We start from the raw sequence: 21,176 nt of genomic DNA, 5'->3' as shown, positions 1-21,176 counted from the left end.
GCCATGGGCAGCCTGCCGAAGTTCCTGCCGATCACCGTGATCGATTCCACCCAGCCTGTTCCGACCGAGGCCCACCAGCACCAGCATGACGGGGCAGAGCAGGGGCCGCGCTCGCTTGGGCAACCGGCACCGTGCCGGTTGTTCGTGGAGGACACGGCGATCAGTGAGGCCGACATCGCCCGCGAGATGCAGCACCATCGGGCCCTGCGCCCGGAACAGTCGCGTGCCGAGGCGGCACGCGCACTGGTCGTGCGTGAACTGCTGCGATTGGAAGCACAGCGGCTGGGCCTGCTGGCGCCAGCAGGCGGCCGGGTCAGTGATGAGGAAGTGCTGATCCAGCAACTGCTGGAAGACGCGATTGAAGACCGGGTGCCGACCGACGAGGACTGCCAACGGTATTTCGAACAGAACCCGGAACGATTCCGCTCGCCGGACCGCGTTCGCCTGCGCCATATCCTGCTGGCCGCGCCGGCCGATGATGTGGCCGGGCGGCTGGAAGCGCGCACCGAGGGCGAGCGCTTGGCCAATGAACTGAAGGAAGCGCCGCACCTGTTCGCCGACTTCGCCCTGCGCCATTCGCGCTGCCCGTCCAGCAGCGAGGGCGGTGACCTGGGCTGGCTGCAGCGTGGGCAGACCACGCCGGAGTTCGATCGCCAGGTGTTCCGCCTGCGCGAGGGTCTGGCCGGCTTCCCGGTGGAATCACGCTGGGGCTACCACGTGGTCAGCATCGATGGGCGCGAGGAAGGGCAGCCGCTGCCGTTCGACGCAGTGCTGCCACAGATCCGTGACTATCTGGAACTGCAGGTGCGCCAACGCGAAGTGCAGGCCTACCTGCTGCAGCTGCAGGAGCGCTACCCGGTACGCGGGCTGGATGAGATCGAAGCCGAAGCCGAGATCGGCTGACCCACTCTTGAGGAAGGAGGTTGCATGAACCAGGCCCTTGCCCCCGCCAGTGCCGGGCAGCAGCAGCGTGCGCTGTGGCTGAGCACGTTCGCGTTCACCGTGTGCTTTGCGGTGTGGATGATCTTTTCCATCATCGGTATCCAGATCAGCGAGCAGCTGGGCCTGACCGACACCCAGTTCGGCCTGCTGATCGCCACCCCGGTGCTTACCGGCTCGGTCAGCCGTGTGTTCCTGGGCATCTGGTCCGACCAGTTCGGTGGCCGCAAGGTGATGGCGCTGGTGATGCTGTGCGGCGCGGTCGCCACCTGGATGCTGACCTACGCGCACACCTACCCGCAGTTCCTGTTCGCCGCGCTGTGCGTGGGTATTGCCGGTGGCAATTTCTCGGTGGGCGTGGCCTACGTGTCCAAGTTCTTCCCGGCCAGCAAGCAGGGCACGGCGCTGGGCATCTTCGGTGCCGGCAACATCGGTTCAGCGGTGACCAAGCTGCTGGCGCCGATGGTGATGGTGGCGGCGGGCTGGATGATGGTGGCCAAAGTGTGGGCAGTGGCACTGGCGATCACGGCGGTACTGTTTTTCCTGTTCAGCAAGGAAGACCCCTCGCTGGAGCAGCGCCGGCGTGATGGGGTGAAGCCAGTGCCGTTCGCCGAGCAGATGGCACCGTTGAAGAATCTGCAGGTGTGGCGGTTCTCGTTGTACTACTTCTTCGTGTTCGGTGGCTTCGTGGCACTGGCCTTGTGGCTGCCGCATTACCTGGTGGGCGCGTACGGCATGGACGTCGGCACCGCCGGCATGCTGGCAGCGTGCTATTCAATCCCGGCCAGCCTGTTCCGCGTGGTGGGCGGCTGGATGTCGGACCGGATGGGGGCGCGCCGGGTGATGTACTGGACCTTCGGTGTGTCGGCCATCTGTACGTTCCTGCTGGCCTATCCGGATACCGAGTACGTGGTGAAGGGCATCCATGGTCCGATCCACTTCCACCTGGCCATTGGCGTGGTGATGTTCACCGTGCTGGTGTTCGTGCTGGGCTTCTTCATGTCGCTGGGCAAGGCTGCGGTCTACAAGCACATCCCGGTGTATTACCCCCGGCACGTGGGGGCGGTGGGTGGCGTGGTGGGCATGATCGGTGGCTTGGGTGGCTTCATCCTGCCGATCGTGTTCGGTGCGTTGAACGATGCGCTGGGTATCTGGAGCAGCTGTTTCATGCTGCTGTTCGTGGTGGTGTCCGCCGCGCTGGCGTGGATGCACTTCGCCATCCGCCGGATGGAGCGTCGACATTTCCCGCAGATCGATCGCGAGACCGACCTGCCGGAGGCCATCGATGCGGCTGCCGCGGAGCGGGCACGCGGCACCAGCAACGCAATGCGCCACGCTTGATTTCAATCAGGGCTGTGCGAAGAGGAACGCGCGAGGATGACCGTCATGAGCTTCCATGTTGATGCGAGCGAGGACACGGCGCTGCAGGCGGCATTGCTGCGGCAACCCCGCCACGTGCTGTTTCCGCCGCCCGACCAGTTCAGTGCCGGCTTCGGTGAAAGCGGCTGGCGTGCCGCCGTGCGCGCCAGCAACGAGCACCTGATTCCGCGTGGGCTGACGCTGGGTTTCCAGACCGGCCGCATGGGCCGCGACGTCCCGGCCGAACGCTATCTGGACACGTTGCTGGCCGCGTTGCGCCTGCAGGCTGATGCTCTGGCCGAGGACCGCGAAGTGGTAGCGATGGTGCTGCAGCTGGGTCTGGCCGAAGCACTGCCGCCGACACTGCTGGGGCAGTTGCTGGATGCAGTGCCGCAGCACCTGCGCACCGTTGCCCGGCCGCAGGTGGAGGTGCGGCTGGATGCCGGCAGCGCCGTGGCGCCCGCACAACTGCGTGCGGTGGGCTGCACCCGGCTGAACGTGATCGACCGCGCCGATGCACCTGGCCCGGCGGTGCTGGCGCAGGCGCGCGACGCGGGTTTTACCGCACGCTACTACCAGTTGCGTGTGCCTGCGGCGGAGGATGCGGGGTTCATCGGGCGATTGCACGCCGTGCTGGCAGATGCGCCCGAGCGCGTGCTGCTGCCGGCGCCATGCGCGCTGCCTGATCATCCCTCATCGGAACGCTGGCTGCAGGCGTGGCGATTGCTGCGCGAGGCGGGCTATGTGGGTATCGGTGGCGACCATCATCAGCGCGGCGACCTGCAGGATCCGAACGGCCCGGGCGACGGTCAGCGTCATTGCGATCTGGCGGGCGTGCCGCGCCGCGATCGCAGCGATTTCATCGGCATCGGCCTGGCGGCGTGCAGCCAGATCGGTGAGGTGTTCTACCGGACGGAGGATGACCTTGAGTGCTGGCAGGCCCGCCTGCAGGCGGGGCATGTGGGCGTGGCCGCGGGCCTGATCCTGTCAGAGCAGGAACGTCTGGCCGCCGAGGTCGCGCAGAGCATCGCCTGCGACCATGCGCTGGATGCTGCCGCCTTCGAGTGGCGCAATGATGTTCCCTTCGATGAGTGCTTCGCCGAGACCCCGCCCGCACTCGCACCGCTGCTCGTGCGTGGCTGGGCGCGCTGGGACGGCCGCGTGCTTCGCCTTGCCGAGGAAGGGCGGTTGCTGTGGCGTATGATGGCCGCATGCTTCCGGCCGGCGGCCGCCATCGCTTGAGTGCTGTCCCGATGTCTTCGACTCCGCGTTCCCAGGCCAGACCTGGCCGCACCACGCCGAATCCCGCCGCCGCCGATGATGGCGATGCGCTGCATTTCTGCAGCACCTGTGCCTTCTCCGATGCGTGCATGTCGCAGGGCTATGACAAGACGGCGCTGGGCGAACTGCATGTGCTGGTTGACCATGTAGGGCCGTTCCATGCGGGCGACTACATTTTCCGCGCGGGAGAGGCTTTCGATTCCATCGCGGCAGTGCGCGCAGGCATGGTCAAGACCTTCGTCGATGACAGCCAGGGCAACGAACAGGTGCTGGGCTTTGCGCTGCCGGGCGAGGTGATCGGGCTCAACGCGATTCATGGCTCACGCTTCCCCTGCAATGCGGTGGCTCTGGATACGGTGCACCTGTGCCGTATCTCGTTCCCCAAGCTGAGCCTGCTGGCCACCCGCATGCCGGGGCTGCAGGCGAAGCTGTTCAGCCTGCTCAGTGCGGAGATCGGCAAGGTTGCCACGCTGGCGGCCAATCACCGCACCGAAGAGCGGATGGCCGCGTTCCTGCTGGATATGTCGGCCCGTTATGCACGGCGTGGTTTTTCCGCGACCCGCTTCAACCTGACCATGGCCCGCACCGAGATCGCCAACTATCTGCGGATGGCGCCGGAGACGGCCAGCCGGGTGCTGCGGCGGCTGAGCGATGACGGCGTGATTGCGGTGAAGCAGCGCGAAATCCTGCTGCTGCAACCCGACCGGTTGGCGGCGCTGGCCGTCGCAGATGAGAACGACCCCGATTGAACCTGGCCAGGGAGCCGACGATGAAGCGATGCGCAATGGTGTTTCTGGGTCTGCTGGTCACGCTGCCTGCGTGGGCCGGCAACCTTACCGTGTCGGCGGCATCCAGCCTGACCGAGAGCTTCCGCGAGCTGGGCGCCGCCTACGAGAAGGCAAACCCGGGCAGCAAGGTCGACTTCAACTTTGCTGCCTCCGGCGTGCTGCTGCAGCAGATCGCGCGGGGCGCGCCGGTGGATGTGTTCGCCTCGGCCGATGAAACAACGATGGACCAGGCGGCGCAGCAGAAGCTGCTGGCAGCGGGTACGCGTGCGGTCTTCGCAGTGAACGCGCTGTGGGTGGTGGTGCCGCCGCAGGCGAAGGCGCCGCCGCGCGCACTGGCCGATCTGGCGGGTGCCGGCGTGCAGCGCATTGCACTGGGCAACCCGGACAGCGTGCCGGTGGGTCGCTACGCGCAGGGTGCGCTGCAGGCCGCAAAGCTGTGGCCGGCAGTGCAGGGCAAGGTGATCAGTACGCAGAACGTGCGGCAGTCGCTGGATTACGTGGCACGGGGCGAGGTGGATGCGGGCTTTGTCTACGCTACCGACGCGCAGGCGATGCCGGATCGCGTGCGGCGCGCGTTCGACGTTCCGGTTGCCGGACGCATCGCCTATCCGCTCGCGGTGGTGCAGGCCAGCACGCAGCCGGTGGAAGCCAAGCGCTTCGCAGCGTTCGTGCGTTCGGCGCAGGGCCAGGCGATCCTGCAGAAGCACGGGTTCGGCAAGCCCTGACGGATGGACCTGGACTGGAGCGCACTGGGATTGTCGTTGAAGGTGGCCGGCTGGGCCACCGCGATCAATCTAGTAGCAGGCGTGGCACTTGGCGCGCTGCTGGCGCGACGGCGCTTTCCCGGTCGGGAGCTGCTGGATTCGATACTGACCCTGCCGATGGTGCTGCCGCCGACGGTGCTGGGCTACTACCTGCTGGTACTGATCGGGCGCAATGGCCCGATCGGTGCCTGGCTGCAGTCGTGGTTCGGTATCAATCTGGTATTTACCTGGCAGGCGGCGGTGATCGCTGCCGCGGTAGCGTCGTTGCCGCTGGTGTTCAAGCCGGCACGCGCCGCATTCGAAGAAGTGGATGGTCAGTTGGAGCAGGCCGCACGCACGCTGGGTGTGTCCGAGGCGGCGGTGTTCTTCCGCATTACCCTGCCGCTGGCCTGGCGCGGGATTCTGGCTGGCCTGCTGCTGGCGTTCGCACGGGCGATGGGTGAATTCGGCGCCACGCTGATGGTGGCCGGCAGCATTCCCGGCCGCACGCAGACCTTGTCGATCGCCATCTATGAAGCCGTGCAGGCGGGGCAGGATGGCAAGGCCAATGCGCTGGTGATCCTGACGTCGGTGGTATGCATCGTGATCCTGCTGCTGGCCGCACGGCTGGTGGGCGGGCGCCGCCGGGAGCTGCGCGATGTGGCTTGACCTGCAGGTAAAGCGGCGATTGCAGGCATCCGGCCAGACCTTCGAACTGGACGTTGCATTGCAGTGCACGCAGCGGCAGGTGGTGCTGTTCGGGCCCTCGGGTGCCGGCAAGAGCCTGACGCTGAAAGCGGTGGCCGGCCTGTTGCGCCCGGAGCATGGCCATGTGCGTCTCCACGGGCAGGCGCTGTTCGATGCAGGTGCTGGGATTGATCTGCCACCGCAGCGTCGCCGCTTGGGATATGTGTTCCAGGATTACGCGCTGTTCCCGCACCTGAGCGTGCGCCAGAACGTGGCGTTCGGGCTGCAGCGGGGCTGGTTGAATCCGCAGCGCGGGACCCGCGTCGATGCAGTGGAGCAGTGGTTGCAGGCGTTCCGTATCGAGCATGTGGCGGATCTGCTGCCGTCACAGGTATCCGGTGGCCAGCGCCAGCGTACGGCGTTGGCGCGGGCGCTGGTGATGCGGCCGCAGGCGCTGCTGCTGGACGAACCGTTCGCGGCGCTCGACCACGACCTGCGCCAGCACCTGCGTCAGGAGCTGGAAACCGTGCTGGATGAAACCGGTATTCCGCTGCTGCTGATCAGCCACGATCCGCAGGACGTGGCGGTGTTCGGCCAGCAGGTAGCGCGGGTGGTGGATGGGCGAATCGTCGGCGATTGACGCGTGGCGGTAGTGCCGGCCGCTGGCCGGCAACCACGGAATCCGGAGCAGCCGGCCAGCGACCGGCACTACCCGAAGCACGGTTCAATCAGGATGTGGCGGTGTTCGGCCAGCAGGTGGCACGGGTAGTGGATGGGCGCATCGTCGGCGATTGACCTGTGATGGTAGTGCCGGCCGCTGGCCGGCAGAGCCTGGCGCGTTGCATATCCATGCGCCGGAGCGGTGGTAGTGCCGGCCGCTGGCCGGCAGCTTCGTAGCGCCAAGAGCAGCCGGCCAGCGGCCGGCATTGCCCCGTGGAAGGAGGTTCCCCTCAATACAGCTCGCAGTGGGTGCGGCCCTCGCCGCGCAGGGCATCCCAATCGCCGTCACCGCCGATCGCGTCGATGGCTTCACGCACCGCGCCTTCCAGGTGACTCTTGTTGCCACACAGGTAGATGTGGCCGCCACGGGCCAGGACATCCTGCACCTGCGCGGCCTGTTGCTGCAGCACATGCTGCACATAGACCTTCTGCGCGGCATCGCGCGAAAACGCGGTGTGCAGGCCAGCCAGTACGCCACGCGCCTGCCAGTCCTGCAGCTGCTCGCGGTACAGGAAGTCGTGCTCGCGGTGCTTTTCGCCGAACACCAGATGGACCTTCCGTGCATCGCCGGTAGCCTGCAGTTCCTGCATCAGGCCCATCAGAGGGGCGATGCCGGTACCCGTGCCAACCAGCAGCAGGGGCGCGTTGCCGCTGTCGGGCAGGTGGAAGCCCGGATTGGAGCGGCAGTACACGCGGGCGGTGTCGCCGCCGTGCAGCAGGCTGCCGGTGGCGGTGCCGAAGCGTTCGCGGCCACGCAGGGTGTAGCGCACTTCGCGCACGCACAGGCTCAGCTGATCATCGTGCGGATGCGAGGCGATGGAATAGGCACGGGGCAGGCGTGGTGACAGGACGTCGCGCAGGCGGGCCAGTGGCACGCTGTCCGGGGTGGCGTGGTCCTGCAGCACATCCAGCAGGTCCAGGCCATGCAGGTAGGCGTCCAGTTCGCGCTTCTGGCTGATCTTCAGCAGGCCCTTCAGTACGTCGCTGCCGCCCAGCTTTGCCAGCTCGCGCAGCGCGCCCTTGCTGAGCAGGCGCAGCTCGCGGTCGCGCAGGGCGTCGACGGCGCTGGAATCACCCAACCAGGTGGCCAGTGCCTGCAGCAATGCCGGATCGTTTTCCGGAACCAGATGCAGGGTGTCGCCGGCCCGGTAGACCATGCCGCTGCCGGCGATGTCCAGCTGCAGGTGCCAGGCGGCAGGGTCACCATGGCTCAGGCGTCGCCGTTCGACGATGCGGGCGTTGAAGGCATTGTCTTCGCCATAGGCCGTCACCTGCAGGCGCAGATCCTGGCCTGCGGCCGCATCACCCTCCAGTACCTGACCCAGCACCGGCCGCCACTGCTGGAAGAACTGCTCGTAGCCCAGATCAGCGTCGACACGGTGCAGCAGTGCTTGCGCCTGACGCTCGCTCAGCGCTGCATCCAGCGCCTTGGTGAAACCGCAGAAGCTGGGGTAGCCGGTATCACCCAGGCCGAACACCGCGTAGCGCAGGCCGGGCAGGGCGGGCGCCTGGCGCAGCGAGTCGAAGAAGCGCTCGCCATTGGCTGGCGGCTCGCCGTCGCCGAACGAGCTGGAGATGGCCAGCAGCACATCGCCGTGGCCGAGGCTGGCCACATCGATGTCATTGAACGGCAGGACCTGCGGCCCATGCGGCTGCAGGTCCGGGTCCGCGCCCAGGCGCTGGGCCAGGGCGCGGGCGTTGCCCGACTCGGAGGCGAAACCCACCAGCAGCCGGCTGATGGGCATGCGTGTGGGGACGGCGTTCACGCAGCCTCGTAGACGTCGTCGAACTTTTCCTTGCTGAACTCGACCAGGTCGTAGTTCTGCATCAGGTCGTTCACCACGCGGCGGATGCTGATGTACGAGGTGATGTTGCCATCGGCATCGAACAGCGGCTGCACGGTGGTGTCGACCACGTAAAGCACGCCGCCCTTGCCCAGGTTCGGCACGATGCCGGTCCATGTCTTGCCGGCCTTGATGGTGTCCCACATGTCCTTGTAGACGGCCTTGGGCACGTCCGGATGACGGACGATGCTGTGCGGCTGGCCGATCAGTTCCTCGCGCGCGAACCCGGTGAGCGTGCAGAACAGGTCGTTGGCATAGGTGATGTTGCCCTGCAGGTCGGTGGTGGAGATCACCATCACGTTCTGCATGGCGTTGAGCAGCTGGGCGTTGTCGGGGGTGTAGCTCATCGCAGGTCCTTTGGATGCCGGTGACGCCGGCGTATTGGGTTCCTGCATAGAGATACGCGCCCGTGGCGGTGGGCGGATTGACATAGGTCAAGCGTGTGCCGGGAGGGACCTGCGACCGGCTGTCGCAGGGCAGGCGTTGATGGTCTGTAAAGCCGAACATGGGCTCGGCCTTACAGGAAATCCTGCTCAGCCCATCACATACCGCAGCACACCCGCCGATACCACGCCGATCAGCACCGTCGGCAGCATCGACAGCCGCGTGGCCGCCAGCAACGTGATGGCCAGCGCGGCGAGGTCGGCCGGCTTGTCGGCCACGAAATCCGGGGCGATCACCGAGATCAGCACGCAGCCCGGGGCGGCTTCCATCACCGTCACCGCGCGCTTGCTCAACGTGCGGTTGCGCAGCGCGAGAAAACCGATGATGCGGGTGAGATAGGTGGCGGCGGCCATCAGGATGATGGTCAGCACCGAGGTCCAGTGGATGAGGCCGTTGAAGATCATGCGTCCTTCTCCGCCAGCAGCCAGGCTGCGGCGAGACCGGCCAGCGCGCCGCTGGCCACGTACCAGGCGCCGGGCACCAGCAGGTAGGTGCCCGCTGCCACCAGCAGGCTGACCAGCCATGGCCGGGCGGCGCGCATGCCTTGCCACATGCCACGCAGCAGCACCAGGAATACGGCGGGGAAGGCCATGTCGAAGCCGTAGGCATGGATGTCGCCGAGCAGCGGGCCGACGATCGCGCCCAGCGCGGTGCACAGCACCCACACGGTGTACAGGCCGGCCGATACGCCGAGGTAATAGGCCAGGCTGAAGCCCAGTGCGCGACGGCGCGCATCGGCCACGCCCAGTGCCCAGCTTTCATCGCACATGAAGAACAGCGCCGGCAGCACGCGACGGCGCGGCAGGTGCTGCAGCATCGGAGCCAGGCTGGCGCCCATCAACAGGTGGCGGCTGTTGACCAGTGCGGTGATCGCCACGATCAGCGCGATGTGCGGCGGCGAGGTCCACAGTTCGACCGCGGCGAATTCAGACCCGCCAGCGAAGTTGAGGCCGGTCATCAGCGGCACTTCCAGCGCCGACAGGCCCTTCTGGGCGGCCTGGGCGCCGAGGACCAGGGCAAAGGGAATGAAGCCGATCATCACCGGTACGGCGGCGCGCAGGCCGCGCAGGAATTCGGCGCGTGGTGCGGTGTCGCAGGCGGGATCAGGCAGGGGCAGGGTGGTTCGGGCGTCCATGGATCAACAACGAGTGGGGTGACCCATGCTAACGGTCCGATCGCGAAATCGGGTTGCGTTGATGCCATTGGATCGGTGAAATGTGCAATATCATGCGGTGATCCGGTCCAGGAGTGGAATTTCATGCAGTACCAGCTCGACAACCTGGATCGTCGCATCCTCGGCGCCCTGCAGCGCGACGGTCGCCTGCAGAACCTGGAGCTGTCCCGCCAGGTGGGGCTCTCGCCGTCGGCCTGCCTGCGCCGGGTTCGCCTGCTGGAAGAGGGCGGCTACATCGATCGCTACGTGGCCCTGCTGAATGCGGCCAGGATCGGACGTGGGTTCACCGTGTTCGTCCGTGTCTGGCTGCGCGGCCAGGATGAAGACACCACCAATCACTTCATCAACAGCATCAAATCCTTCCCGGAAGTGCTTGAATGCCATCTGATGGCGGGCGACTGCGATTTCCTGCTGCGGGTGGCCGTGGCCGACCTGGATGCGTACCGGCAGTTCCAGATACAGCACCTCAACCGGATCGCCGGGGTGCAGAACACCAAAACAGAAATCCCCATGCAGCGGATCAAGCAGACCACTGAACTGCCGGTCTGAACCGGCCCGGCGCGTCCCCTGCGCGCCGCCGTCATCGCAATGACACGTGACGCCGCTACGGTTTGACCCGCTTGCCGGCCGTGCGCAGGTCGACCCGCCTGGTCGCACCGCGTTCCGTCGCTGCAGCTGATGTCGCTGCCGAGGGTCATGTGTTCTACGTCAGGGGGCTGAATGGACAGCATGCGATCAGACGTTGGAGGGTGGCGGCTGCCGCCGGGGTGCTGTTCGCCTTCGCTGCTGCCGCACAGGAGGACACCCGCGCCTATGACATTCCCGCGCAGCCGCTGGAACAGGCGGTCGAGCGCTTCAGCGTCGTCAGCGGCTGGTCGGTGATGTATCCCGGCGATCTCGGAACGGGCCGCAGCAGCCATCCGCTGCAGGCCAGCCTGCCGCCATTGCAGGCGCTGCAGGTGCTGCTGCAGGACACGGGTGTCGAGGCCGAGCTGATCGGTGCACAGCGCGTGGTGCTTCGCCGCGGTGCACACGCGGCCACCGGATCCTCCCTGACCGATGTGGCCGCCGACCTCGGGCAGCGTCGCCGCTTCGGCGACCTGCAGCAACGGCTGCGCACCGCATTCTGTGGCGACCCTGACCTGGCGCCGGGCGCCTATGCGGCGACGCTGCGCTTCCGCATCGCCAACGATGGTCAGGTGCAGGTACCCGAACTGATTGCCGGCAGTGGCAACCCACGCCGCGATGCGCGCCTTCTGCAGGCGATGCAGGCCCTGCGGCTGGGCGCCGATGCCGCCGCGCTGCCGCAGCCGGTGACCCTGCAGATCCGTCCTTCCAGCGTGGGCTACGACTGTGGACGGCGCCCGCCCCAACCATGACGTCAAGGAATCGAACATGAGCAACAGCACGGCTGGGGCGGTAGACCTGATGGACCATCTGCTGGGCGCCTACGACGAACTGAAGCGCCGACTGGTGCGCAAGCTGGGCTCGGAAGAGCTGGCCGGCGACGCGCTGCAGGACACCTGGATGCGCCTGAGTACGCGTCGACACCGCCTGGACCCGGTGCAGAACCCTGCGGCGTATCTGCTGCGCATGGCGATGAACACTGTGATCGACCGCCAACGTGCCGACCATCGCCTGCTGAGCCTGGAAGAAGTGGATACGTTGATGGACATGGCCGACCCCGGCCCCGGGCCGGCGCAGGCGGCCGAGCAGGAGATGGCGCTGGAAGACATGGTGGGCTTGCTGCAGCGGATGCCCGAGCGCCGTCGCCGGATACTGCTGGCGATCCGCGTGGATGGCCTGCAGCAGCGCGATGTGGCCGAGCATCTGGGCGTGTCGCTGCGGCTGGTGCAGCGTGAGCTGAAAGCCGCACAGGATTACCTGGCCGAACGCAGCGGGCAGGGGCGGCAGGTGCGGTTCTGAGGCACCGCATCCGTCTACACTTTGACGCCGAGCAGAACCCCGCAGCGTGTGGGGACGGCAAGAGCCCTCATGGACGCTGAAGATCAACCGCACCGCCCGCTCGACGCCGTGGAGCGCCAGGCCCACGCGTGGGTGGTGCGGCTGACCTCGGGCGAGGCCACTGCGGCCGATGGCAGGAAATTCCGCCAATGGTGCGAGGCCGATCCTGGCCATCGGCAGGCCTTTGCCCGCGCGAAGCGGCAATGGGAGCAGGTACGCCTGGCCGGTGAGCAGCTGCCTGCCGCCGCACGACAGCCGCAAGCGGCAACCCCGGTGCAACGCTGGAGCCGGCGCGCATTCCTTGGTGCGGCCGTGGCGGCACCTGCGAGCCTGGCCGTGGTGGCTGCGCTGCACCCGCCGTTGGGGCTGTGGCCTTCGGTGACGGCGATGACCGCCGATTTCCACACCGGTACCGGCGAGCGGCTGCGGATTGCACCGACACCGCACCTGAAGATCGAACTGGATACGCAGAGCAGCCTGCGCCGACGCAGTGACGCGCTGGGTGAGGGCTTCGAGCTGGTGCAGGGGCAGGCGGCGATCGAGGTCGCGGCGGGGGCGCGTCTGGCGCTGTTCGCCGGCCCGGGTTGCCTGATGACCGACGAGGGTGCGGCACGCCTGGATGTGCGTAACACCGATGGCCAGGTACGCGTGACCTGCCTGCGCGGCAGCGTTCGCATCGAGCATCCGCAAGGTCGCCTGCAACTGCAGGCTGGCCAGCAGACGGGGTATGACGAGCGCCTCAGCGGCGTGGTGGCCGAAGCCGTGGCGGCCGAAGTCAGCGCCTGGACCGGAGGCATGCTGGTGTTCCGCCGCGCGCCGCTGCGTGAGGTGGTGGCCGAGATCAATCGCTACCGGCGCGGCAAGGTGCTGCTGGGTGAATCTGCACTGGCGCGGTCGCCGGTCAGCGGTCGCTTCCGCATCGATGATCCGGATGCTGCGCTGGAACAGCTCGGGCAGACGATGTCGCTCGGCCTGCGTCGCTTTCCCGGTGGAATTGCCGTCTTGGGGTAAGACCCTGGCTGCGCGCAACGCGCACGGCCGCTGCATGCACGGAGAGGCCAAGGATGCGCAACGAGACCATCGGTGTGTTGGATCTGCGCCGCAATCTGTCGGCGCTGCTGGAAACCACCCAGCGGCGGCCGCTGATGGTGCACCGCTACGGCGCGCCGTGGGTATGCGTGGTATCCGATCAGCAGTGGCGACAGCAGGCGGTGCTGCTGGAGTTCGAGCCGCAGGACCATCCGTTGGCGATGCTGTTGCGGTTGCAGCGGCAGGCGCTGCCGCTTTCCGAATCGGGAACGCTGCCCGCAGCTGCACTGGCACGCGCGCTGCTGTTGATGGCGATGCATGGCATCGAGGGTCTTCCGGCACTTCACGATCACGTGCGCTACCACCGGTTGTGGCACTGGTTCGTGGCCGCCAGCGATGCGCAGATGGAGGGATGGCAGCTGCCGCTGTTGCAGGCGTCGATGGCGGTACTGTTGGATGACCCGGATGCGATGCACGCGCTGGCTGCATTCGCACAGCGCAGTGACGTTGCCGTGCTGGCCCGACGCTGCGGTGGGGAGGCTCCGCGCCTGGACTTGGAAGCCTGCAGGCGGATGACGTTGCGGTGACATTCCCGCGATGCTGCCACGCACTGCCCAGCATCGCATTCGTGTTGTCGCTTCGGTTGCCTTGCTGACGTCTTCTGCAGAGTACGACGCTCCCGCGTCGCGGAGCGCAGGCGACGCCGATGACCGACAGTCGCAGGATCAGCATGCTGGAGCTGGATCGCCACCTGAGCCAGTCGCTGGAGCAGGCACGGCATGCACCCGTGAACGTGCAGCGCTACGGACAGCCGTGGGTGTGGATGCTGTCCAGCGATGCCTGGGCCGACGCTGCAAGGTGGTCGGCGCTGGATGCCAGCGGGCATCCGTTGATGCTGCTGCGGCAGGCGCTGGACGCGCGCCTGCAGCCGTGGCCGGAATCGGCATTGGCCACGCTGGCACAGGAGTGCGGGGAGGTGCGCATGGTGCAGCGTGCGGTGCTGCTGGTCGCGCTGCGCGCGCCTGCGAGCGTGCAGCGCCTGCACGACGATCTTCGCTATCACCAGGTGTATCGGCAGTTCATCGGCTTCGACCATGGCATGGCCTGGTCGCCCCTGCAGTGCATGCGCCTGCTGCAGGCGTGCGCCACGCCACTGCTGCAGCGCTGCGTGGACGACACGCTTGCGCGTATTCCGTCGTCGCTGCTGGACGCTGCCTACGTGGCCAATGCACGCCGCGTGGGTGATCGGCTGCAGGAACAGCGGATTTCCGCAGGATGTTTATCGTACTGACACATGCGCCGCTGACCATGGGGCAGCGGTCTCTTCCAGGATGATGAGGGCGGAACAATGGCAACGCAGATGGGTGGTCGCAGGGCTCGGCAGCAGGGCTTCAGCCTGATCGAGATCATGGTGGTGGTGGTCATCATCGGCATTCTGGCCGCACTGATCGTGCCCCGGTTGATGGATCGCCCCGACCAGGCCCGCGTGGTGGCCGCGCGCCAGGACATCGCCGCGCTGATGCAGGCCATGAAGCTGTACCGGCTGGACAATGGGCGTTATCCCAGCGCCGAGCAGGGCTTGCAGGCGCTGGTGAAACCGCCGCAGGGGAGCGGCGCGATGCCGGTAACGCCCTACCTCGACCGCCTGCCGGATGACCCGTGGGGGCACCCGTACCAGTACCAGAACCCCGGCACGCACGGCGATATCGATGTGTTCTCACTGGGGGCCGACAGCAAGCCCGGCGGTGAGGCCGGCAACGCAGACATCGGCTCCTGGCAGTTGTGAGGCCAGACAATGGCACGCCGGAACATTCCAGGTGCGTTTGCCCGCCAGCAGGGCATGGCGGTGATCGTGGCGATGCTGGTGGTGGCGCTGGTGGCGGTGATCGCCACGGCGCTGCTGACCCGTCAGGCGGCGCAGCTGCGTGTGGTACGCAGCGATCAGCTGCGCATGCAGGTGCGTATGGCGGTGGACGCCACCCTGGAGCGCGCGGCGCAGCAGTTGCGCGAGGATGCGCGCGAGCAGTTGACCACTGTTGGCAGCGGACGCTGGGCGCAGCCGGTGCAGCTGCAGGTGCCACTGCCGGCGCACCTGCAGCTGGTGGACGCGCAGTCGAAGTTCAACCTGCGAACGCTGCTGGCCGACGGCCAACCTGCAGCGGAGGCACTGCGTGCGTTCACCACCCTGTGTGCCGGGCAGGGGCTGTCTCGCGCCGCCTGTGCCAGCGCCGCAACACAGATCCAGTCGCGCCTGCGCGATGGCGAGCGGCAGGCGCGTGCGCCGTTGCCGCGTGAGTCGCTGATCGAACAGGTGCTGGCCGGCGCCGATCCGCTGGCGGTACAGGCATTGGCACGGCACACGGTGGTGCTGCCTGCGCAGACCCTGGTCAACGCCAATACAAGTGATATCGCCGTACTGCAGGCGATTGCACCCGGAGTGGATGCCGGGCGCCTGCAGGCGCTGCTGGGCGAGCGCGATCGTGGCCACTGGCTGCTCAATCGCGGTGACATCGCCAATCGGCTGCAGCTGAGCAATGAGCAGATGGCGTTGATGCCGCTCGGTATCCACAGCGAGTGGTTCCTGGCGGTAGGCCAGGTGGAGGCCGACGGCGCATCGGTTGATTTCCGCGCATTGATCTGGCGCGAGTACCGCGATGACAGCGTGCGTGTGCAACGGGTATGGACAAGGATCGGTGCATGAGCACGCAGCTGAGAATGCGCCTGTCGGCGCTGGATCGATTGGATGGGGACGGCGCGGTCGAGTGGGCGCAGCTGCACAAGAACCGCGTGCTTGCCACGGGCAGTGACTCTCTGTCGACGCTGGGCCAGCGCTTTCCGCAGGCGATGGTGCATGCGAGCCTGGACCCGCAGGACCTGATCCTGCTGGAGCTGCAGCTGCCGCCGCTGTCCGGGCGACGCCTGCAGGCCGCTCTGCAGGGCGAAGTGGAAGCGATGCTGCTGGATGATCTGCAGGAGGTAGCGTTGGGCCATGGCACGCAGGCAGCCGATGGCACGGTGGCGGTGGCGTGGCTTGGCCTGCAGGCGATTGCTCGGGTGCAACAGCAGTTGCAGGACTGTGGGCTGCAGTTGCACGCGCTGCATCCGACGCCCTTGCTGCTGCCGTGGTCGGCCGGGCAGGCCACCTTGCAGGTATGTGGCGAGCACGTACTGGTTCGCTGCGGTCGTGATCGTGGCTTCGTCCAGTGGTGCAGCGGGCGCGACCTTGCCTCGGTGATGCAGATGCTGGCCGTGCGCTTGCAGCAGGCCGGGGTGCAGGCGGTTCAGTGGATCGATGCCGTACCGGCTGCCTGGGCCGAGCGCCTGCCAGCCAGCGTGCTGGCGCAGGCGCTGCAATCCAGCGGTCCGCTGCCTGGCTGGTCGCTGCCGTTGCCGGCCATGGGTGCAGGCGCGCCGCGGCTGGCCATCGGTCTTGCGTTGGCGGCGACGGTGCTGGCTGCGCTGGGTCTGCAACTGCAGGTATCGCGCTGGCATGGCGAGGCTGAAGCCTTGCGGCAGGACATGACGCAACAGTTCAGCACGCACTTCCCCGAGATCCACGAAGTGGTCGATCCGGTGCTGCAGGCGCGGCGTGCCCTGGCAGTGCCGGCAGCGCCACGGACGCTTCCTGCCGTGCAGCAGCAGGTTGCCAGCGTGCTGCAGGCCATCCCTGAGCTGGCTGGCCAGATTCGCAGCCTGCGCTATCAGCCGGGTCAGCTGGAGATGGAGCTGGATGCCGACGCGCAGGCGTTGGCCGAGGACGCGCAACGGCTGGCGCGCTGGCAACAGGCGACGCAGGCACAGGGGCTGCAGCTTGCGCGCGAAGCCGGTGGCCGGTTGCGGATAAGCAGCGGGGCTGCGCCGTGACCGCAGCCGGGTTGCGCCCAGCGGCCTCTCTGAATGGGCTGCAGCAGCGTTGGCAGCGATTGGCGGCGCGCGAGCGCGCGATGCTGCTGTTGATGTCTGCAGCGGTAGTGGCGGCTGCACTGTGGCTGGGCTGGCTGCAGCCGCTGCTGAAACAGCGCAGCCATTGGCAGGCTGAACTGCCACGACTGCAGGCGCAGTCGGCGGCACTTGCGCCGCTGCTGCGCGCCCGTGAACAACAGCAGCAGGCGCAGGGCCAGCGGCCGACGCTTGCCGGGCTGCGCCAACAGATCACCGCGGCCGGCCTGGCCGGCAGCCTGCATATCGAAACACGTGACGGGCGCTGGCACCTGCAGGTGCGCAGTGTGCCCGCCGATGCGCTCTGGAACTGGCTGCTGCCCTTGCTGGCCGACCCGGCCATCGAACTGCAGCAACTGCAACTGCAACGCACAGGGGACGCGAACATGCCGGCGGCACGGATTTCCGGAAACATCGTGATGGCCGCCAATGGCGGTGGCCATCCATGAAGGCGATGCGCAGCCTGGGCTGCAGCGCGGTACTGGCACTGGTGGTGGGCCTGGCCCATCTTCCGGCAGCGGTGCAGGCGCAGGACGCCAGTGGCGAACCGGTGCAGCTGAACCTGGTGGACACCGACATCGGCGGGGTACTGCGCATGGCGGCGCGCTTCACCGGCCGCCAGTTCCTGGTCGACCCACGGGTGACCGGCAAGATGACCGTTGTCTCCGATGGGCCGGTCAGCCGTGGGCAGGCTTACCAGCTGCTGCTGGGTGCATTGCGCATGCGCGGCTTTGCCGTGGTTGAAAGTGGAGGCGTCAGCCGGGTGGTGCCGCAGGCCGATGCCAAGCTGCTGGGCGGGCGCGTTGGTGCCGGCGGTGCGGGAGGCGAGATAGCCACGCGCACGTTTGCCCTGCGCTACGAAAGCGCGGCGGCGCTGGTGGCGGTGCTGCGGCCGATGATCACCGCGGACAATCCGATCACCGCGAACCCCGGCAACAACACGCTGGTCATCACCGACTACGCCGACAACCTGGAGCGCATCGCGCGGGTAATCGCCAGCGTGGATACGCCAGCCGGCATGGACACCGACGTGGTCAAGCTGCAGCAGGGCATTGCCGTGGACGTGGCGGCGATGGTCGCACCATTGCTGGATGCGCAGGGCGCGGAGCCGGCGCAGAAGGTGGTGGTGATGGCCGACCCGCGCAGCAACAGCGTGCTGCTGCGCTCCAGCAGCCCGGGCCGCACGCGCCTGGCGCGGCAGCTGGTGGAGAAGCTGGACAAGGCCCAGGATGAGTCCGGCAACCTGCATGTGGTGTACCTGCGCAATGCCCAGGCCACCCAGCTGGCCGGGGTGCTGCGTGGCGTGGTAGCAGGGCAGAGCGACGCGCCGGCGATGGGCAGCACCGATGGCATCACCGCATTGCCGGGCGAGACCAGTCGCAACGCCAGCACGCCGGCGCAACCCGCACAGGGCAAGAGCAAGGGCAATGCGCTGGAATCGCCACGGCTTGACCCGGGTCGTCGTGATCCGATCGATGCCGGCAGCAGCGGTTTCAGCCAGAACGGCATCTCGGTGCAGGCTGACATCGCCACCAACACCTTGCTGATTTCCGCCCCGGAGCCGGTGTACCGCAACCTGCGGCGGGTGATCGACCAGCTCGACCAGCGTCGGGCACAGGTGCTGGTGGAGAGCCTGATCGTGGAGGTCAACCAGACCGATGCCGCTGAACTGGGCGTGCAATGGATGCTGGGCAACGGCCGCACGTTCGGTGGCACCCATTTCGGCGGCACCACCGGTGGTAGTGGCATCAGCACCACTGCGCGCACCACGCTGGATGTACTGCCGAAGGACGGCCTCAACATCGGCGTGATCGACGGCACCATCAACCTGCCGGGCGTCGGCCAGATCCTCAACATGAAAGCGCTGGCCAATGCCCTGCAGAGCAAAGGCGGCGCCAACATCCTTTCCACGCCGAACCTGATGACGCTGGACAACGAGGCGGCCAGCATCATGGTCGGGCAGACCGTGCCCTTCGTCAGTGGCCGCTATGTGACCGACGGTGGCGGTGGCAGCAACAACCCGTTCCAGACCATCGAACGCGAGGACGTGGGCCTGAAGCTGCGGGTGCGCCCGCAGATTTCCGAGGGTGGCACGGTGAAGCTGGACATCTACCAGGAAGTCAGCAGCATCGATGCGCAGAGCTCGGGCAGCGCCGGCATCATCACCAACAAGCGGGCGCTGGATACCAGCGTGCTGCTCGATGACGGCCAGATCATGGTGCTGGGTGGCCTGCTGGAAGACAGCGTCAGTCATGGCCGCGATGCTGTTCCGGGGCTGGGTAAGATTCCGGTGCTGGGCGCGCTGTTCCGCAGCGACACGCGCAAGCGGGCCAAGACCAACCTGATGGTGTTCCTGCGCCCGCACGTGGTGCGCGACCCGGCCGCCGGACAGCGCCTGACCCGCGACCGCTACGACTACATGCGCAATGCACAGGCCGCTGCGCAGCCGGTACAGAGCTGGGCGTTGCCGGCGCTGTCGGCACCGCAGCTTCCGCCGCAGGACCTGTCGGTGCTTGGCCAGGGCAATGCGCGCGATGGCCAGGGCCAGCCGCCGCAGAACGGCAGCCTTGCGGCGTTGTATCCGGCCAGCGAGGGCAATGTGCAGGTGGTGCAGTTCGCGCAGGGGCTGGATGCGGCGCGTGCGACCCAGGCCGTGGCACAGGTGCGCGCGCTTGGCCTGCAGGCCTATGCCGAGACCACGCCGGGCGAAACGGGACAGCGTCTGCGGGTGCGGGTCACGCGCGACCCGGCCACGCTCGACCCTGCGCTGCAGCAGCTGCGCGGGCTGGGCTACACCCCGGAACTGGTCATCGGGCCATGAGCATGCCCGTGCCGTTGCCATTGCTGCCGTACGCCTGGGTGCGCAGCCACGGGGTGATGCTGGCCGAAGCAGGCGGCGCGCCGGTACTGCTGGGGACCGCCGAGACCGCCGCCTGGGCAGTGGCCGAGCTGCGCCGCCGGCACGGGCCAGTACCGTTCCAGGTGCTGGATGCGGCGGTCTGGCAGCAGCGGTTGGGCGAACAGTATCGTGACGGTGGCGATGCCGCAGCGGTGGTCGGCGCGGCCGAAAGTGAAGTCGATCTCGACCGGCTGATGCAGGACATGCCCGAGGTGACCGATCTGCTGGATGCGCAGGACGACGCGCCGGTGATCCGCATGATCAACGCGCTGCTGGCGCAGGCCGCGCGTGATGGTGCCAGCGACCTGCACATCGAACCCTTCGAAACGCATTCGGTGGTGCGCTATCGCGTCGACGGCACCCTGCGTGACATGGTACAGCCACGGCGTGCACTGCATGCGGCGCTGGTATCGCGCATCAAGATCATGGCCCACCTGGATATCGCGGAGAAGCGCCTGCCGCAGGATGGGCGCATCGCCATCCGCGTGGGTGGCAGACCGCTGGACATCCGTGTGTCCACGGTGCCGACCGGACATGGCGAGCGCGCGGTGCTGCGCCTGCTGGAAAAGGACGCCGGGCGACTGCAGCTGCAGCGGCTGGGCATGGCCGACGACACCCTGGCCACCTTCACCGGGTTGATCCGCCAGCCGCACGGCATCGTGCTGGTCACCGGGCCTACCGGCAGTGGCAAGACCACATCACTGTATGCGGCACTGGGGCAGCTCGACAGCAGCACCAGCAACATCCTCACGGTGGAAGATCCGGTGGAGTACGACTTCGCCGGCATCGGCCAGATCCAGGTCAACGCGCGCATCGGCATGAGCTTCGGCACGGCATTGCGCGCAATTCTGCGCCAGGATCCGGACACCATCATGATCGGTGAGATCCGTGACCTGGAAACGGCGCAGATCGCGGTGCAGTCGTCGTTGACCGGTCACGGCGTGCTGGCATCGCTGCATACCAACGATGCGATTTCGGCGGTGACCCGACTGGCGGACATGGGCGTGGAACCTTTCCTGCTGGCCTCATCGTTGCGTGGCGTGCTGGCGCAGCGGCTGGTGCGCAGGCTGTGCCTGCAGTGTCGGCGTGCCGAACTCGATACCGAGGGCCGCACCGTGTGGCGCGCGGTAGGCTGCTCCGCCTGCGCGAACAGCGGCTACCGTGGGCGCACCGGCATCCATGAGCTGTTCGTGGTGGATGAGCGCGTGCGTGCGTTGATCCATGAAGGGCAGGGCGAACCGGCGCTGCGCGAGGCCGCGCGGCGTGCCGGCATGCGCACCCTGCGCCAGGACGGGCAGCGCTGGGTCGAGAGCGGGGTGACCACGCTGGAGGAGATCCTGCGCGTGACCGGTGACGACTGAGGCG

At 67.4% G+C, this 21,176-nt stretch carries 23 protein-coding genes; 19 read left to right on the top strand and 4 right to left on the bottom strand.

Annotation, left to right across the window (positions count from 1 at the left end):
* Positions 1 to 3: 3 nt before the first annotated feature.
* Genes ACEF39_RS11455 through ACEF39_RS11425 form a run of 7 tightly spaced genes read left to right on the top strand, consistent with a single transcriptional unit; the run spans position 4 to position 6,437 of the window.
* Positions 4 to 903 carry a peptidylprolyl isomerase gene (locus ACEF39_RS11455; protein WP_500285116.1) on the top strand — a complete coding sequence of 300 codons (900 nt, stop codon included), beginning with the start codon at positions 4 to 6 and terminating at the stop codon, positions 901 to 903.
* A gap of 24 nt (positions 904 to 927) precedes the next feature.
* Positions 928 to 2,280, top strand: a complete 1,353-nt coding sequence (locus ACEF39_RS11450) for an MFS transporter (protein ID WP_500285115.1) — start codon at positions 928 to 930, stop codon at positions 2,278 to 2,280.
* Positions 2,281 to 2,325: 45 nt separating this feature from the next.
* Complete coding sequence (locus ACEF39_RS11445) at positions 2,326 to 3,540, top strand: coproporphyrinogen III oxidase (protein WP_500285114.1); 1,215 nt, start codon at positions 2,326 to 2,328, stop codon at positions 3,538 to 3,540.
* An 11-nt stretch (positions 3,541 to 3,551) separates the two neighbouring features.
* Positions 3,552 to 4,328: a helix-turn-helix domain-containing protein gene (locus ACEF39_RS11440; protein ID WP_500285113.1), complete on the top strand. Its 777-nt coding sequence runs from the start codon at positions 3,552 to 3,554 to the stop codon at positions 4,326 to 4,328.
* Between the two features lie 20 nt (positions 4,329 to 4,348).
* Positions 4,349 to 5,092, top strand: a complete 744-nt coding sequence (modA, locus tag ACEF39_RS11435) for a molybdate ABC transporter substrate-binding protein (protein ID WP_488765219.1) — start codon at positions 4,349 to 4,351, stop codon at positions 5,090 to 5,092.
* Positions 5,093 to 5,095: 3 nt separating this feature from the next.
* Complete coding sequence (modB, locus tag ACEF39_RS11430) at positions 5,096 to 5,779, top strand: molybdate ABC transporter permease subunit (RefSeq protein WP_089235839.1); 684 nt, start codon at positions 5,096 to 5,098, stop codon at positions 5,777 to 5,779.
* Positions 5,769 to 6,437 carry an ATP-binding cassette domain-containing protein gene (locus ACEF39_RS11425; RefSeq protein WP_500285112.1) on the top strand — a complete coding sequence of 223 codons (669 nt, stop codon included), beginning with the start codon at positions 5,769 to 5,771 and terminating at the stop codon, positions 6,435 to 6,437. Before modB ends, ACEF39_RS11425 begins: the two co-directional genes overlap by 11 nt.
* A gap of 310 nt (positions 6,438 to 6,747) precedes the next feature.
* Here ACEF39_RS11425 and ACEF39_RS11420 read toward each other — a convergent pair whose 3' ends face one another.
* From ACEF39_RS11420 to ACEF39_RS11405, 4 genes are all read right to left on the bottom strand, one after another.
* Positions 6,748 to 8,283: a diflavin oxidoreductase gene (locus tag ACEF39_RS11420; RefSeq protein ID WP_500285111.1), complete on the bottom strand. Its 1,536-nt coding sequence runs from the start codon at positions 8,281 to 8,283 to the stop codon at positions 6,748 to 6,750.
* Positions 8,280 to 8,708, bottom strand: coding sequence for a PAS domain-containing protein (locus tag ACEF39_RS11415; RefSeq protein ID WP_127563307.1), 429 nt, complete (start codon positions 8,706 to 8,708; stop codon positions 8,280 to 8,282). The genes ACEF39_RS11420 and ACEF39_RS11415 overlap by 4 nt, the downstream gene beginning before the upstream one ends.
* A 186-nt stretch (positions 8,709 to 8,894) precedes the next feature.
* Positions 8,895 to 9,209, bottom strand: a complete 315-nt coding sequence (locus ACEF39_RS11410) for an AzlD family protein (protein WP_033831264.1) — start codon at positions 9,207 to 9,209, stop codon at positions 8,895 to 8,897.
* Positions 9,206 to 9,940, bottom strand: a complete 735-nt coding sequence (locus tag ACEF39_RS11405; protein WP_500285110.1) for an AzlC family ABC transporter permease — start codon at positions 9,938 to 9,940, stop codon at positions 9,206 to 9,208. Before ACEF39_RS11405 ends, ACEF39_RS11410 begins: the two co-directional genes overlap by 4 nt.
* A gap of 123 nt (positions 9,941 to 10,063) precedes the next feature.
* Here ACEF39_RS11405 and ACEF39_RS11400 point away from each other — a divergent pair, with 123 nt between their 5' ends.
* From ACEF39_RS11400 to gspE, 12 genes are all read left to right on the top strand, one after another.
* Positions 10,064 to 10,528, top strand: coding sequence for an Lrp/AsnC family transcriptional regulator (locus tag ACEF39_RS11400; protein WP_500285109.1), 465 nt, complete (start codon positions 10,064 to 10,066; stop codon positions 10,526 to 10,528).
* A gap of 149 nt (positions 10,529 to 10,677) precedes the next feature.
* A complete protein-coding gene (locus ACEF39_RS11395) occupies positions 10,678 to 11,358 on the top strand; it encodes a TonB-dependent receptor (RefSeq protein WP_500288012.1) in 681 nt (226 codons plus the stop codon).
* A 16-nt stretch (positions 11,359 to 11,374) separates the two neighbouring features.
* Positions 11,375 to 11,905, top strand: coding sequence for an RNA polymerase sigma factor (locus ACEF39_RS11390; RefSeq protein WP_089237960.1), 531 nt, complete (start codon positions 11,375 to 11,377; stop codon positions 11,903 to 11,905).
* Between the two features lie 69 nt (positions 11,906 to 11,974).
* Positions 11,975 to 12,955, top strand: a complete 981-nt coding sequence (locus tag ACEF39_RS11385) for a FecR family protein (protein ID WP_500285108.1) — start codon at positions 11,975 to 11,977, stop codon at positions 12,953 to 12,955.
* A 53-nt stretch (positions 12,956 to 13,008) separates the two neighbouring features.
* A complete protein-coding gene (locus ACEF39_RS11380) occupies positions 13,009 to 13,560 on the top strand; it encodes a hypothetical protein (RefSeq protein ID WP_500285107.1) in 552 nt (183 codons plus the stop codon).
* Positions 13,561 to 13,679: 119 nt separating this feature from the next.
* Positions 13,680 to 14,264 (top strand): hypothetical protein, encoded by a 585-nt coding sequence (locus ACEF39_RS11375; RefSeq protein WP_500285106.1) that lies wholly within the window; start codon positions 13,680 to 13,682, stop codon positions 14,262 to 14,264.
* Between the two features lie 57 nt (positions 14,265 to 14,321).
* The gene (gene gspG / locus ACEF39_RS11370) at positions 14,322 to 14,759 is read left to right on the top strand and encodes a type II secretion system major pseudopilin GspG (protein WP_500285105.1); all 438 of its coding nucleotides are present in this window, start codon (positions 14,322 to 14,324) and stop codon (positions 14,757 to 14,759) included.
* A gap of 54 nt (positions 14,760 to 14,813) precedes the next feature.
* Positions 14,814 to 15,674 (top strand): type II secretion system minor pseudopilin GspK, encoded by an 861-nt coding sequence (gspK, locus tag ACEF39_RS11365; protein WP_500288011.1) that lies wholly within the window; start codon positions 14,814 to 14,816, stop codon positions 15,672 to 15,674.
* Positions 15,671 to 16,837, top strand: coding sequence for a type II secretion system protein GspL (gspL, locus tag ACEF39_RS11360; RefSeq protein ID WP_500285104.1), 1,167 nt, complete (start codon positions 15,671 to 15,673; stop codon positions 16,835 to 16,837). The genes gspK and gspL overlap by 4 nt, the downstream gene beginning before the upstream one ends.
* Complete coding sequence (locus ACEF39_RS11355; protein ID WP_500285103.1) at positions 16,834 to 17,361, top strand: type II secretion system protein M; 528 nt, start codon at positions 16,834 to 16,836, stop codon at positions 17,359 to 17,361. The genes gspL and ACEF39_RS11355 overlap by 4 nt, the downstream gene beginning before the upstream one ends.
* Entirely contained in the window at positions 17,358 to 19,733 is a 2,376-nt protein-coding gene (gene gspD / locus ACEF39_RS11350; RefSeq protein ID WP_500285102.1) for a type II secretion system secretin GspD, read from the top strand. The genes ACEF39_RS11355 and gspD overlap by 4 nt, the downstream gene beginning before the upstream one ends.
* A gap of 2 nt (positions 19,734 to 19,735) precedes the next feature.
* Positions 19,736 to 21,172, top strand: coding sequence for a type II secretion system ATPase GspE (gene gspE / locus ACEF39_RS11345; RefSeq protein WP_500288010.1), 1,437 nt, complete (start codon positions 19,736 to 19,738; stop codon positions 21,170 to 21,172).
* Positions 21,173 to 21,176 lie beyond the last annotated feature (4 nt).

Origin of the sequence: Stenotrophomonas indicatrix, assembly GCA_041545745.1 — a bacterium.
Taxonomy (GTDB): domain Bacteria; phylum Pseudomonadota; class Gammaproteobacteria; order Xanthomonadales; family Xanthomonadaceae; genus Stenotrophomonas; species Stenotrophomonas indicatrix_A.
Note: the sequence above shows the minus strand (reverse complement) of the source record. Positions and strands in the feature narration are given on the sequence as shown.